At 38.4% G+C, this 13810-nt stretch carries 12 protein-coding genes; 11 read left to right on the forward strand and 1 reads right to left on the reverse strand.

Features of this window, described 5'->3' with window-relative positions:
* The first annotated feature begins 11 nt into the window (after positions 1 to 11).
* The 4 genes from AAGF08_RS07360 to AAGF08_RS07375 all read left to right on the forward strand — a co-directional run bounded on the left by AAGF08_RS07360 (position 12) and on the right by AAGF08_RS07375 (position 5516).
* Positions 12 to 905, forward strand: coding sequence for an ATP-binding cassette domain-containing protein (locus AAGF08_RS07360; RefSeq protein WP_343510504.1), 894 nt, complete (start codon positions 12 to 14; stop codon positions 903 to 905).
* Positions 898 to 2205 (forward strand): ABC transporter permease, encoded by a 1308-nt coding sequence (locus AAGF08_RS07365; protein ID WP_343510505.1) that lies wholly within the window; start codon positions 898 to 900, stop codon positions 2203 to 2205. The genes AAGF08_RS07360 and AAGF08_RS07365 overlap by 8 nt, the downstream gene beginning before the upstream one ends.
* 225 nt (positions 2206 to 2430) lie before the next feature.
* Positions 2431 to 3666, forward strand: coding sequence for an ATP-binding protein (locus AAGF08_RS07370; RefSeq protein WP_343510506.1), 1236 nt, complete (start codon positions 2431 to 2433; stop codon positions 3664 to 3666).
* A 269-nt stretch (positions 3667 to 3935) separates the two neighbouring features.
* Positions 3936 to 5516 (forward strand): peptide chain release factor 3, encoded by a 1581-nt coding sequence (locus AAGF08_RS07375; protein ID WP_343510507.1) that lies wholly within the window; start codon positions 3936 to 3938, stop codon positions 5514 to 5516.
* 38 nt (positions 5517 to 5554) lie between these two features.
* Here AAGF08_RS07375 and ade read toward each other — a convergent pair whose 3' ends face one another.
* Positions 5555 to 7177, reverse strand: coding sequence for an adenine deaminase (ade, locus tag AAGF08_RS07380; protein ID WP_343510508.1), 1623 nt, complete (start codon positions 7175 to 7177; stop codon positions 5555 to 5557).
* Between the two features lie 132 nt (positions 7178 to 7309).
* Between ade and cmk the strand changes: the two genes are divergently transcribed.
* The 7 genes from cmk (at position 7310) to nqrE (ending at position 13699) form a co-directional block, all read left to right on the forward strand.
* On the forward strand, positions 7310 to 8017 hold the full coding sequence (cmk, locus tag AAGF08_RS07385) for a (d)CMP kinase (RefSeq protein WP_343510509.1): 708 nt from the start codon (positions 7310 to 7312) through the stop codon (positions 8015 to 8017).
* Complete coding sequence (locus AAGF08_RS07390; RefSeq protein ID WP_343510553.1) at positions 7998 to 8894, forward strand: 4-hydroxy-3-methylbut-2-enyl diphosphate reductase; 897 nt, start codon at positions 7998 to 8000, stop codon at positions 8892 to 8894. The genes cmk and AAGF08_RS07390 overlap by 20 nt, the downstream gene beginning before the upstream one ends.
* A gap of 137 nt (positions 8895 to 9031) precedes the next feature.
* Positions 9032 to 10384 carry a Na(+)-translocating NADH-quinone reductase subunit A gene (locus tag AAGF08_RS07395; RefSeq protein ID WP_343510510.1) on the forward strand — a complete coding sequence of 451 codons (1353 nt, stop codon included), beginning with the start codon at positions 9032 to 9034 and terminating at the stop codon, positions 10382 to 10384.
* Positions 10385 to 10389: 5 nt separating this feature from the next.
* On the forward strand, positions 10390 to 11607 hold the full coding sequence (locus AAGF08_RS07400) for an NADH:ubiquinone reductase (Na(+)-transporting) subunit B (protein ID WP_343510511.1): 1218 nt from the start codon (positions 10390 to 10392) through the stop codon (positions 11605 to 11607).
* Complete coding sequence (gene nqrC / locus AAGF08_RS07405) at positions 11594 to 12358, forward strand: NADH:ubiquinone reductase (Na(+)-transporting) subunit C (protein WP_343510512.1); 765 nt, start codon at positions 11594 to 11596, stop codon at positions 12356 to 12358. The genes AAGF08_RS07400 and nqrC overlap by 14 nt, the downstream gene beginning before the upstream one ends.
* Positions 12359 to 12388: 30 nt before the next feature.
* The gene (locus AAGF08_RS07410; protein ID WP_343510513.1) at positions 12389 to 13072 is read left to right on the forward strand and encodes an NADH:ubiquinone reductase (Na(+)-transporting) subunit D; all 684 of its coding nucleotides are present in this window, start codon (positions 12389 to 12391) and stop codon (positions 13070 to 13072) included.
* A gap of 15 nt (positions 13073 to 13087) precedes the next feature.
* Entirely contained in the window at positions 13088 to 13699 is a 612-nt protein-coding gene (nqrE, locus tag AAGF08_RS07415; protein ID WP_343510514.1) for an NADH:ubiquinone reductase (Na(+)-transporting) subunit E, read from the forward strand.
* The last annotated feature ends 111 nt before the right edge of the window (positions 13700 to 13810 follow it).

The raw sequence follows: 13810 nt of genomic DNA on the forward strand, positions 1-13810 counted from the left end.
TTTTTGGCTCTATGCTTGAAATAAAAAATCTCAACAAATCTTACGGTTCAAATATAGCGCTTAGCAACATTGATCTTGATGTTCCTAAAGGCGTGATTTTTGGATTACTCGGTCCTAATGGTGCCGGAAAAACAACCTTAATACGTATCATTAATCAAATCATTGAAGGGGATTCGGGTGAGATTTTTATCAATAAAGAACATTTAAACCCTTCTCATATTTCCAAAATTGGGTATTTGCCTGAGGAAAGAGGCCTATATAAAAAAATGAAGGTCTGGGATCAGCTTCTTTACTTTGCCAGGCTCAAGGGATTAAGTCATACAGAAGCAAAAACTAAAATTAATTTTTGGTTGGATAAGCTAGAAATAAGCTCTTGGAAAGAAAAAAAGATCGAAGATTTGTCAAAGGGAATGGCTCAAAAAGTGCAGTTTATTTCAACCATAATCCATGAGCCTCCTCTACTTATATTAGATGAGCCATTTTCAGGTTTCGACCCTGTCAATGCTGAATTAATAAAAAACGAAATTCTGGAATTAAAGCAAGCTGGAACAACGGTAATATTGAGTACGCATCGGATGGAATCAGTGGAACTTCTTTGTGATCAAGTAGCGATGATAAATCGGTCCAAAAAAATCTTGGATGGGACTATTCGTGAAGTGAAAAAGAGTTTTAGACCAGAAGTATACAGTGTCACATTGGGAGATCTGAAACAATTTATTCCTCAAGAGTGGATAGCAAAAGAAGAGGAAGATAATTTTACTTTTACATTACCCCTGAGTGGTAAAACACCAAATGAATTGTTGAGTGAATTGATGCAATATGGGGAAGTAAAGCAATTCAAAGAAGTAGTGCCAAGTATGGAAGAAATTTTTATTCATCAGGTTAAGAATACACAAAATGGATAAAATCTGGCTGGTTATCCAAAGAGAATACTTGGCAAGGGTAAAAAAGAAGTCATTTCTATTAGCCACATTGATTACCCCTTTGATATTCCCTGCGATCATGGGGGTGTTTGTTTGGATTTCATTGGAGGATAAGAGCTCTCAAGCTTTGAGAATCATAGAAGTGGTGGATGAAAACAAAATGTTTTTCTTAGAAAGCTCTGAGCAATATGCTTTCTCTTTTTCAGATACAAATCTCGAAGAGGGTAAGAAAATGGTTCAAGATGGAAATCGTTATGGATTTCTATATATCCCTGAATTTACCCTTGATGATCCTTCCGGTATAGTTTTTTATGGTGAGGATAATCCAAGTATCAATTTGATCTCTTATTTGGAAAATAATTTGGGAAAGAAAATTGAAGAACAGCGCTTATTTGAAAGTGGAATTGATCCGAAAATCATTAATGAAGTTCGTACAAGAGTTGGAATAAAATCCATCACATTAGATGATAAAGGAGAGGAAACAGTGAATGATGCAACTGTTAATTATGCACTTGGCTTTCTAACAGGTATTTTAATCTATATTTTCATTTTCGTCTATGGAAATCAAATCATGCAGGGCGTGATTGAAGAGAAATCCAGTAGAATTGTGGAAATTCTGGTCTCCTCACTTAAGCCGTTTCAGTTAATGCTCGGTAAAATAGTTGGCATTGGAGCAGTAGGCTTAACTCAATTTTTAATTTGGGTAGTATTGATAGGAACTCTTTCTACAGTAGTAATAGGATATCTTGGAATGCAAATGCCGCAACAAACTGCGATGGAAATGGCAAATCCCGAATTAGTCAATTCTATGCCTCAAAGTGATGTTTCCGAAATTCTACAAGTTATTTCAGGTATAGATTTTTTTGGGCTGGTACTTAGTTTCTTGTTTTATTTCCTAGGTGGTTATTTACTATACGGAGCTCTTTTTGCTGCTATCGGATCGGCTGTTGAGGCTCCTTCTGAAGCGCAGCAATTTATGTTTCCTGTCACAATTCCGCTGATTGTTGCTTATATGGGCTTATTCGTTTTTGTTTTGAACGATCCTGATAGCAATACCTCATTTTGGCTATCGGTAATTCCATTAACATCTCCTATCGCTATGATGGGAAGAATAAGCTATGGGGTGCCCTGGACAGATTTAGCTCTTTCCATGTCACTTTTGATTGGAGGGTTTTTATTTACCACATGGATGGCTGGGAAAATTTATCGAATTGGTATCCTTATGCATGGCACAAAACCTTCTTACAAGACCCTTTGGAAATGGATAAGAACCAGTCAATAAGCAATAAGAATCAACAAAAGCGTGCTCAGTTGTAATAGGTCCAATTGAGCACTTTTTTTAAAGAAAATTAAAATTGAATTTATAAAAGTACTCTTTTTTTACCTTGGCGTATTAAAGCATAAATTTACAAGTAGACTAATTTACATGCTGGCAAAATATTTATTTGAAAGCATTATACGATCTTTCCGTTTACGTAGTTGGTAACTTTAGTACATTATTAAAAGAATGAAAAATCGCTTTCAAGATTTGACTACACTTGACCTTTATAAAAACAGAAAACAAGTCAAATGGCTTGTAATATTTGTGTCAATCATAATTGGTGGCGGATCTATTTTGTATACCAATATTCTTGTGGAGGAACTTAGGGAGCGCGAAAGGCGTCAGATTGAATTACTTTCATCTGCTTTGGAGTACGCAGCCTCTACAGCTGAAAACCTCACTTTTATTAATCAAGAGATCATTCAGCAAAACTATTCCATTCCTATCATTATGGTGGATGCAGCCGGAGATCCTATTGAATTTAGAAATATACCTTTCAAAGCAAATGCAAGTAATGAAGACTCTGTTAAAACTTTAGCTTCTGAGCTAGCAGAAATGATGGAGGAATATGAGCCTATTCTTCTTCGCGAAGCAGATATCCAGGTTTATTATAGAAATTCTGAGCTACTCACAAATCTGAAATATTACCCTTATGTTCAATTAGCTGTAATTTTATTGTTTGGAGTCTTGGCTTATACTCTTTTTAACCAAAGTAAGATTTCAGAGCAAAATCGGGTTTGGGCCGGTCTTACAAAAGAAACTGCACATCAGCTAGGAACTCCGATTGCCTCTTTAATGGCTTGGATTGATTATTTGCGGAACTCACCCGTTTGGGAAGAAAACAAAGAAATTATCTCCGAAATGGACAAAGACGTGGTGAAGCTCAGGATGGTCACAGAACGTTTTAGCAGTATCGGAAGTAAACCTGTAATCCAGCCCGAAAACCTTTACTATAGCTTAGAAGAAACCGTCAATTATCTTAGGCCAAGGATTTCTACCAAAGTTGATATGAAAATCAATGCCGATTCCAAGGATCTTGAGGCCATGATGAATAAACCACTTTTTGAATGGGTAATTGAAAATATTTGTAAAAATGCCGTAGATGCAATGAAAGGTAAAGGTTCAATAAGCATCGATGTGATTCAAGATTCCGACAAATTTGTGATAGTTGACATTACAGATACCGGTAAAGGGATGGAGAAAAAAATGTATAAGAAAGTATTCAATCCTGGCTTTTCTACCCGACAAAGAGGCTGGGGCCTAGGTTTGACATTGGCTAAAAGAATCATCGAGGGCTACCATGGAGGGAAAATTTTTGTGAAACACTCGGAGGTAGGAGTCGGGACAACATTCCGAATCGTTTTGCATAGTACAATTGAAGGAGCATCACAATTTGTTACAGAAGGAATCCTGGAATATTGACGATTTACGAAGTTTGAAGTACGATTTACAAGATTTATGCAAGCTTCGGGAAATTTGGATATCAATTGCCTTTTATCATGGAAGTTGAATACAAATTGATTCTGATTTCGCTTTTTTTTAATGTTCAAAATTGCAAATGGGTTTTAACTCTATCGAGAATCTCGTAATTCGTATTTCGTAAATCTTATTTCCATGAATTCTACTTTAGAACTTCTGTCTAATTTTTAGCGGTTTTTCCCTACCTTTGCAGCCTTAATTTGATATCTCCCATGAGTTTGAAAGAAGAAATTCAGAAGCGTAGAACCTTTGCCATTATTGCTCACCCGGATGCGGGTAAGACCACTTTGACTGAAAAATTGTTGCTTTTTGGTGGTGCTATCCAAACTGCTGGTGCTGTAAAATCGAATAAAATCGATACCGCAACTAAGTCTGACTGGATGGCAATCGAGAAGCAAAGAGGGATCTCTGTTGCTACTTCTGTCATGGGATTTGAATACAAGGATGTCAAAATCAACCTACTCGATACTCCTGGTCACCAGGATTTCGCAGAAGATACCTACCGTACTTTAACAGCTGTCGATTCTGTTATCATGGTGATTGACTGTGTAAAAGGGGTGGAGATGCAGACGGAGAAATTGATGGAAGTGTGTCGGATGAGAAATACTCCGGTGATCTGCTTTATCAACAAGCTCGATAGAGAAGGGAGAGATCCCTATGAATTAATTGAAGAGGTGGAGCAAAAGCTAAACATCCAATGTCATCCACTTTCCTGGCCGATAGGAATGGGAAAAAGTTTCAAAGGCGTTTACAATCTTTTTGATCATAAACTCAATTTATTTACTCCTTCTCAAAGAAAGCTAAGTGATGTTCGTCAGGAGTTTGAGGATGTTCAGGACCCTGAATTGGAAGGGTTGATCGGGAAGAATTTTGCCAATCAGCTGCGGGAAGATGTAGAATTGATCGAGGGAGTTTATCCTGAATTTGATACCAAAGAATATTTAGAGGGGAAAGTTGCCCCGGTTTTCTTTGGCTCTGCGGTGAATAACTTCGGGATCAATGAGATGCTGGATACTTTTATCAAAATCGCTCCAGCGCCAAAAAGCCGTAGAACAGAAGATCGAGAAGTGATGCCGGATGAGAAGAAATTCTCAGGTTTTGTATTTAAGATCCATGCCAACATGGATCCGAATCATCGAAACAGAATTGCATTTTTAAGAATCTGTTCTGGAAAATTTGAAAGAAATAAACCCTACAATCACGTAAGGGGACCAAAGCCATTGAGATTTTCGAATGTGACCCAATTTATGGCGCAGGATAAAGAAATGATCGATGAGGCGTTTCCTGGAGATATTGTGGGTTTGTATGATACGGGAAACCTGAAAATAGGAGATACCCTGACAGATGGGGAGAACATGCAATTTGTGGGAATCCCAAGTTTCTCTCCTGAGATCTTCCGTGAGGTTGTAAATAAGGATGCTATGAAAACCAAGCAATTGGAAAAAGGGCTTCAGCAATTGATGGAAGAAGGAGTGGCACAGCTGTTTACCTTCGATATGGGATCGAGAAAAGTTGTCGGTACTGTCGGTCAACTTCAGTTTGAAGTCATCCAGTTCCGATTAAAGAACGAATACAACGCCACGGTTGAGTTTCACCCGATGAACCTATACAAAGCCTGCTGGATCACCAGCAAAGACAAGAAGCAGTTGGATGAATTTGTCCGTTCCAAAAACCGTCACATTGCCCACGACAAAGACGGAAAACTTGTCTTTATGGCCGAATCAAAAGCCTGGCTTCAAATGGTGATGGATAATTATCCTGAGATAGAATTCCACTTTACTTCGGATATTTAAGTGTCAGCTCTCCATTTTTTCGAAACCTAGAGGGTTTTTTATAAAAACACCTCTTCAAACTCAAATCGTTGCCCATTAAACAATCCTTTATCACTCAGCTTCAGATCAGGAATCACCAGCAAGGCCATAAAACTCAAAGTCATAAATGGGGAGTTTAATGTAGCTCCCATTTCTTTGGCTAGTTTGTCGATTCGAGTGTAGGATTTGGCAACATCATAGCCATCCGAAGCAGACATAATTCCACCAACTGGAAGAGGAAGGATTTCTTCCTGATCCTCTGAAACAACGGATACTCCTCCCTTTGCTTCTATGATTAAGTTGACAGCCTTGCAGATGGATTCATCATCGATACCCACGGCAATTATATTGTGAGAGTCATGACCGACTGAAGAAGCAATTGCGCCAGTTTTCAGTCTAAAGTTTTTGATAAATGCCACCGCTGGAAGAGCATCTTCGTAGCGGTTGACTACAGTAATTTTTAAGATGTCGTCTTCTGGATTCGATTCTGCAAAGCCATCTTTGATCAAAATTTCACCTGAGATTTCCGGAGTGATCAACTGTCCATCCAAGGCTTCAATGACTCTGACTTTATTTCCTTTGGCTTTGATCTGAAAGTCTTCGGGCTTCTTGATCGAAGTATTGAAATTATTGATGATGTCGTTTTTAATCGGTTTGATCAGTGTCTTTCCATTATTAGCTACTTTTTCTCCATTAATATATGTATTGATAACTAGGAAGTCTTTCAGGTCTTTCACTACTATAAAATCCGCAGGATCTCCTTCTCGAAGCTGCCCCACGTTCATGGCATAGTGCCCAATAGGATTCAGGCAAGCTGCCTGAAGAACACTGAATAAATCCTTGCCTTTTGCGATAGCGCGGGCAGCTAGTTCATTGATATGGGAAATAGCGAGATTATCAGGATGCTTATCGTCAGAGCAAAACATAATCATCTCAGGATATTCATCGATCAGGGCGATGAGCGCCTCGAAGTTTTTTGCAGCGGACCCTTCCCGAATTGCGATTTTCATTCCCAATTTGATTTTGTCCAGTGCCTCTTCATAGGTAAAGCATTCATGATCGGTACTTGGTCCGGCGGAGACGTATTTCTCTGCCAATTCGCCTTTGAGCCCAGGTGCATGACCATCGATGGGCTTTCCATATTTCTTCGAGATCCGAATTTTCTCCATTACCAACTCATTTCGATTCACCGTCCCCGGCCAATTCATCATTTCCGCTAAATAGTGAATCTCAGGTCGGGACATTAGGTTTTCTATGTCAGCAGCATCGATTTCTCCTCCTGCTGTTTCAAAAGGAGTAGCAGGGACACAAGAAGGTGCACCAAAGTAGAATTTGAAAGGAACTTGCTTTCCATTTTCAATCATATAATCCACTCCTTCCATTCCGCAGACATTGGCTATTTCATGTGGATCGGAAACAGTAGCTACCGTACCATGCACTACTGCAAGTCGCGCAAATTCCGAAGGCACAAGCATAGAACTTTCTACATGCACATGCGCATCGATAAATCCAGGCATGATAAAAGGTAGATTTTGATCTTTTTCTATAGGATTGATTTTTAGGATTTTTCCTTCATTAATTTCTATTGAAGCAGAATAAATGGACTTTTCAGGGATGTCAACAAGCTGACCTTTGATAATCATGGAATAGAATTTAAAAATTCCTCAAAAGAACCCGACAATTCTACAGGACTTTGGGCTTCTTAGGATCGGTTTAGATTAAAACTACTATATTTGTGCCTGAAATAAAAAGCGGATTTAAGCAAGTTTTTTTAGATGGGTAAAATCGTCATTGCAATTGATGGATATTCGGGATGTGGTAAGAGTTCGACCGCGAAGGCAGTTGCCAAGGACCTCGGTTACACCTATATCGATTCTGGAGCAATGTACAGAGCTGTGACCCTACATTTTTTAAATAATTTTGTTACTCTTACTAATCCTCATGAAATCGAAAAGGCTTTAAAGAGCTTGGAAATCACTTTTCATTTGAATCCAGAGACAGGAAAACAAGAGACCTATTTAAATGGTTTGAATGTTGAAAGAGAAATTAGAAAGATGAATATTTCTTCAAAAGTGAGTGAAGTAGCCGCGATAAAAGATGTACGTAAGGAATTAGTTGCTCAGCAACAGCGTTTGGGTAAAAATAAAGCCGTGGTAATGGATGGAAGAGATATAGGATCGGTTGTATTTCCCAATGCAGAATTAAAAGTATTTATGAGCGCCGATTTACTAACTCGAGCAGAAAGAAGACAGCAAGAACTTCTTGAGAAGGGAGATATAGTAGACTTGGAAGAAATAAAAAATAACCTGTCCGAAAGAGATCGAATAGATTCTTCGCGAAAAGAAAGCCCACTTATCAAAGTATCCGATGCCATTGAAATTGATACGAGCAATTTAACATTTGATGAACAAGTTGCACAAATAGTCAATAAGGCAAAGCAAATCATTGAAAAAGAAAAAAGCTATGCAGGTAACCATCGATAAAAATTCAGGTTATTGTTTTGGAGTAGAATTCGCCATCAAAATGGCCGAAGACGAAATGGAGCAGAGCGATAAATTATATTGCCTTGGAGATATCGTGCACAATGATATGGAGGTGAAGCGCTTGAGAGAAAAAGGCTTAATTGTGATAGATAGAGAGAAATTGCAGGAGTTAAGTGATTGCAAAGTCCTTATTCGAGCACATGGTGAGCCACCCGAAACATACAAAACAGCAATAGAGAATAATATAGAGTTGATCGATGCCTCTTGTCCAGTTGTGTTAAAATTGCAACATCGGGTCAAAACAGCCTTTGACAAGATGGAAAGAGAAAACGGCCAGATTGTGATTTATGGAAAGAAAGGGCATGCCGAAGTAATAGGGCTTACCGGTCAAACTTTGGAGAAAGCAGTGGTAGTGATGGAGGAAAGTGATTTAGATAAAATTGACTATCAAAAGCCGATTACTTTATTCAGTCAAACCACCAAAAGCACGAAAGGATTTTACGAATTATCTGGTAAAATTGAGGAAAGACTAAAAGAATCTAATGCTGACCTAGAAGAAGTTTCATATAATGCAAATGATTCTATTTGTCGACAAGTTTCAAACAGAGAACCTCAACTTCAAAAATTCTCTAAGGAAAATGACGTGATAATTTTTGTTTCTGGCAAAAAGAGTTCAAATGGAAAGGCATTGTATCAAGTTTGTCTCAACGAGAATAAAAGAAGTTATTTTATTGAAAATGAGACAGAAATAGATCCAGATTGGTTTCTTCCTGACGATAATGTAGGAGTTTGTGGTGCTACTTCAACTCCAATGTGGTTAATGGAACAAGTGAAATCTCATCTAGAATCAATGGAAAAAAATGCTTTGCCAATCTGAGTCATATATTGCCTTCAGAAATAATTGGCAACCATTCCATTAAAAAGTGAAACATAATATCCCATATACCCCCTAAATAAAAATTGTATTTATTAGATTTGGGGCGTTTTTCAAAGGCTCATAGTTCAAAAACAGATATGTCTAAAATAGTGAAGCTTAAGAAGGGTTTTGATATCAAACTGGTCGGAAAGGCTAATCAGGAGTTAGCTGATTTAGCTCCAGCTCAAACCTTCGCGATTAAGCCGACGGACTTTATTGGTCTTCAAAGGCCTAAAGTACTTGTCAATGAAGGAGATACCGTAAAGGCTGGCACTCCAATCATGTTTGATAAAGCCATGGATCAAGTGATCTATGCTTCCCCTGTATCAGGAGAAGTGATAGAAATTAAAAGAGGTGATAAAAGAAAACTTCTTGAAATAAAGATTCTTGCAGATCAAACTGTTTCTCATGAAAATCTTGGTAAAGTAGATATAGCATCCCTTGACAGGGAGGCATTGGTTTCCAAAATTGCCGTAAGTGGTGTTTGGCCAAACATTATCCAAAGACCTTTTGGAATTGTTGCCAATCCTGCTGATACACCAAAGGCGATTTTCATATCAGGATTTGATACACATCCACTAGCTCCTGATTATGGCTTTGCTTTGAAGGGCGAAGAGAAATACTTCCAGGCAGGTGTTGATGCACTAGCAAAACTGACAACTGGTAAAGTTCATCTTAATTTAGATGGTGAAATTCCAGCACCGACAGTTTTTGCGAATGTCAAAAATGCCGAGATAAATAAATTTTCAGGTCCTCACCCAGCTGGTAATGTTGGAATTCAAATCCATCATTTAGACCCTATAAACAAAGGAGATATTGTTTGGACTGTTAGCCCATTTGGTGTGGTTCAATTAGGTAAATTGATTTTGGAAGGTGTTTACGATGCCTCAAAATTGGTTGCTTTGACAGGTTCAGAACTAACAAATGCTGCTTATGTGAAAACTTATTCAGGTGCTTGTGTTTCGACTTTTGTAAAAGGAAATCTGAATTCAGGACATGTCAGAGTAGTTTCTGGCAATGTGTTGACTGGTGAGAAAATTTCTTTAGATGGCTTCCTTGGATTCTACCATCATCAGATCACGGTGATTCCTGAAGGAGATTATTATGAATTCCTAGGCTGGGCATTGCCAAGTAAAAGATTGAGTTTTCACAGAGCACTTGGATTATTATCCTTCCTGAATCCTAATAAGGAACATGTGATGGATTCTAATGCAAGAGGTGAAGAAAGAGCATTTGTACAAACTGGTGTTTTTGAATCAGTAACACCGATGGATATTCTCCCTGTTTATTTGTTGAAGGCTATTTTGGCTGAAGATTTTGATGAAATGGAAGAGTTGGGTATCTATGAGATTGTAGAAGAAGATTTGGCACTTTGTGAATTTGTGGATGTATCTAAACACCCAGTGCAGCAAATGGTTAGAAAAGGTATAGAATTAATCCAATACAGTTAATCCATATGAAGTTTCTAAGAGATTTGATGGACAAGCAGAAACCCCTTTTCCAAAAAGGAGGAAAGCTTGAAAACCTATATTATTTATTTGAGGCAGGCGAGACATTTCTCTTCAGCCCTAATCACACGACAGGAATCAAAGGAGCACAAGTAAAAGATGCTATTGATCTGAAGCGAATGATGATCACTGTTGTGATCGCAATGATCCCTTGTTTGTTATTTGGTATTTATAATACCGGACATCAACATTTGCTTGCCACTGGTGGTACAGCAGGTTTATGGGAGAATTTTGGAGAGAAATTAGGAACAGGAGCATTATTGGTTTTACCGATTGTCATTGTTGCTTATGCAGCAGGAGGTATGGTAGAAGCAATTTTCGCAGTTATTAGAAAACACCCAATTAATGAGGGCTTCCTAGTGACGGGAATGTTAATTCCATTAGTCGTTCCAGCTACTACTCCATTGTGGCAGGTAGCATTAGCAACTGTCTTTGCTGTAGTTATAGCAAAAGAAGTCTTTGGTGGAACAGGAATGAATGTTTTGAACGTAGCAATGACTGCAAGAGCATTCTTGTATTTTGCATATCCTGCTCAAATTTCCGGAGATCAGGTTTGGACTTACTTAGGAGATGCCGCAGCAGTTGATGGCTTTTCGGGAGCAACAGCTCTTTCAGTAGCATACACAGCTGGTGTTGAAGGAACTCAAACAGTGGTACAGGCTCTGGCAGCCCATAATACCGCATTAGGAGCAGATTTATTCAGTTTTGGCAATATGTTTATTGGATGGATTCCAGGATCAATTGGAGAGACTTCTACCCTGATGGCTTTATTAGGAGCTTTAATCTTGATTGCTACAGGTGTAGCTAGTTGGAAAATAATTGTTTCTGGTTTTGCAGGTGCTTATATCATGGGTACTGTTATGAATCTTTTGGCAGTAAATGAGTATATGGCAATGCCTCCTCAGTATCACTGGGTGATGGGAGGTTTGGCGTTTGGTATAGTCTTTATGGCAACCGATCCTGTGTCAGCTGCGCAAACGGAAACCGGAAAATGGATATATGGATTGTTGATAGGCTTCTTAACTGTCATAATCAGAGTAACAAACCCAGCTTATCCGGAAGGAATCATGCTTGCAGTATTGTTTATGAACGTATTTGCTCCGCTGATTGATTATTATGTAGTAAAAGCAAACAAAACAAGGAGGTTACAACGTGCAACAGTCTAACGCTTATATCATTACTTTTTCTGTAATCCTAACAGTAGTCTTAGGTTTATTGCTATCTGGTACAGCTCAATTGCTAGGCCCAAGACAGCAAGAGGCTATTGCTTTGGATAAGAAAAAGCAGATTCTTGGAGCCGTAATCAGTGGTGATGAAATTGCTGCAATGACTCCTCAGGAGGTGAATGAATACTACAGCAGCCATATCGGTGCTACTGTAGTTGATATCAATGGAAAAGAAGTCACTGAACAAGGTGGTGTAGCAGTTTCTGCAGAAAATGTGGATGTTGCTAAGAATTATAAAAAACCAGCAGAAGAAAGACTTTATCCTGTTTTCATTTATCACGAAGAAGGAGATCCTTCCGCTGTGAAATCATATATTTTGCCACTTTATGGTGCAGGTCTTTGGGATGCAATCTGGGGGTACTTAGCTTTGGATACTGACATGAATACAGTAGGTGGTGTCACTTTTGCTCATGCCGGTGAAACTCCTGGATTGGGAGCTAGGATTACCACTCCTGAAGTTCAGGCAAGATATCAAGGAAAAGAGATTTTTGATGAATCTGGTGATCTGGTTGGTGTTCTGATGCAAAAAGGAGAAGGAAAAGATTATTCTTCTGAACCACATAAAATTGATGGTATGTCTGGAGCAACTATTACTGGCACTGGCGTAAATAATATGGTGAAAAACTATTTAGACCATTATAAGGCCTATATAGAGTCTAAAAAATCATCTTCGGCAGTAGCCGCACTTTAACCGAAACTCAACTCACTGAAATTAATCAATATGAGTGCTGAAACTTTAGAAAAGGCAATTGAAAAGAAACCTGCAGAGGCATTACTTTCCAAGCGTCGGAAAAAATTAGTCACAGATCCTCTAGTAGATGAAAACCCGATTACCATTCAGGTTTTGGGAATTTGTTCTGCTCTAGCAGTAACTACGCAGATGAAGCCAACTTTGGTAATGGCTATCTCTGTAATCTTCGTAATTGCGATGTCAAACTTTGTGATTTCTGTTATGAGGAACACGATCCCTTCTAGGGTTCGTATTATCGTGCAGCTAGCAGTAGTAGCTACATTGGTAACGCTTGTAAGTGAAGTCTTGAAAGCTTTTGCTTATGATATGTACAAAGAGCTTTCTGTATTCGTTGGATTGATCATTACCAACTGTATTGTAATGGGTAGACTTGAAGCATTTGCTTTAGGTAACAAGCCATATGATTCCGTATTAGATGGTTTAGGATCTGCTTTAGGTTATTCATGGATAATCTTAACGGTAGCTTTCTTTAGAGAGCTATGGGGTTCAGGATCAGTATTCGGGATTCCTGTATTTGACACTATTTCTGGAATTTTTGGACCAGATTTCAAATTGGCTACAAATGGCCTAATGGTTTCTCCTGTAGGTGCTTTCATCATCTTAGGATTGATCATCTGGGTACAGCGTACCAAAACAGGATATGTAGAACACTAAAAACCAGCAAAGAAAATGGAATTATTTAGTTTAGGAATTCGGTCGATTTTTATCGATAATATGGTTTTCGCTTACTTCCTTGGAATGTGTTCTTTCCTTGCGGTATCGAAAAAAGTGAGTACGGCCCTCGGATTGGGAGCAGCAGTTATCTTTGTTTTAACTGTGACTGTACCGGTCAATTGGTTATTGAATGAATTTGTATTGAAAGAAGGAGCATTGTCATGGGTTATGGCAGATCTTGCTTCTGTGGATCTTTCGTTCTTAAGATTCATCATGTTTATCGCCATTATCGCTGCAATGGTACAATTGGTGGAAATGGTAGTAGAGAAGTTTGCTCCTGCACTTTATGGTGCATTGGGTATCTTTCTTCCATTGATCGCTGTAAACTGTGCTATTTTGGGTGGATCTCTTTTCATGGCCCAAAGAGACTATACATTAGCTGAAGCAAGTGTGTATGGATTCGGGTCGGGAACAGGTTTCTTTCTAGCAATTGTAGCGCTGGCAGCAATTCGTGAAAAATTGAAATACTCAAATGTCCCTAATGGATTGAAAGGACTTGGTATTACCATGCTTTTAACAGGGCTTATGGGTATAGCTTTCATGTCCTTCATGGGAATAGATTTATAACACCTGTCATTTATAATATTAAAAACCCGAAGAAGTAATTCTTCGGGTTTTTGTTTTTAGTTAATAGTGTTTTTTAAGGAATAGAATTAAATTTCAATTATAACCCATAAA

It is taken from the genome of Algoriphagus sp. SE2, from assembly GCF_039563885.1.
GTDB lineage: Bacteria > Bacteroidota > Bacteroidia > Cytophagales > Cyclobacteriaceae > Algoriphagus.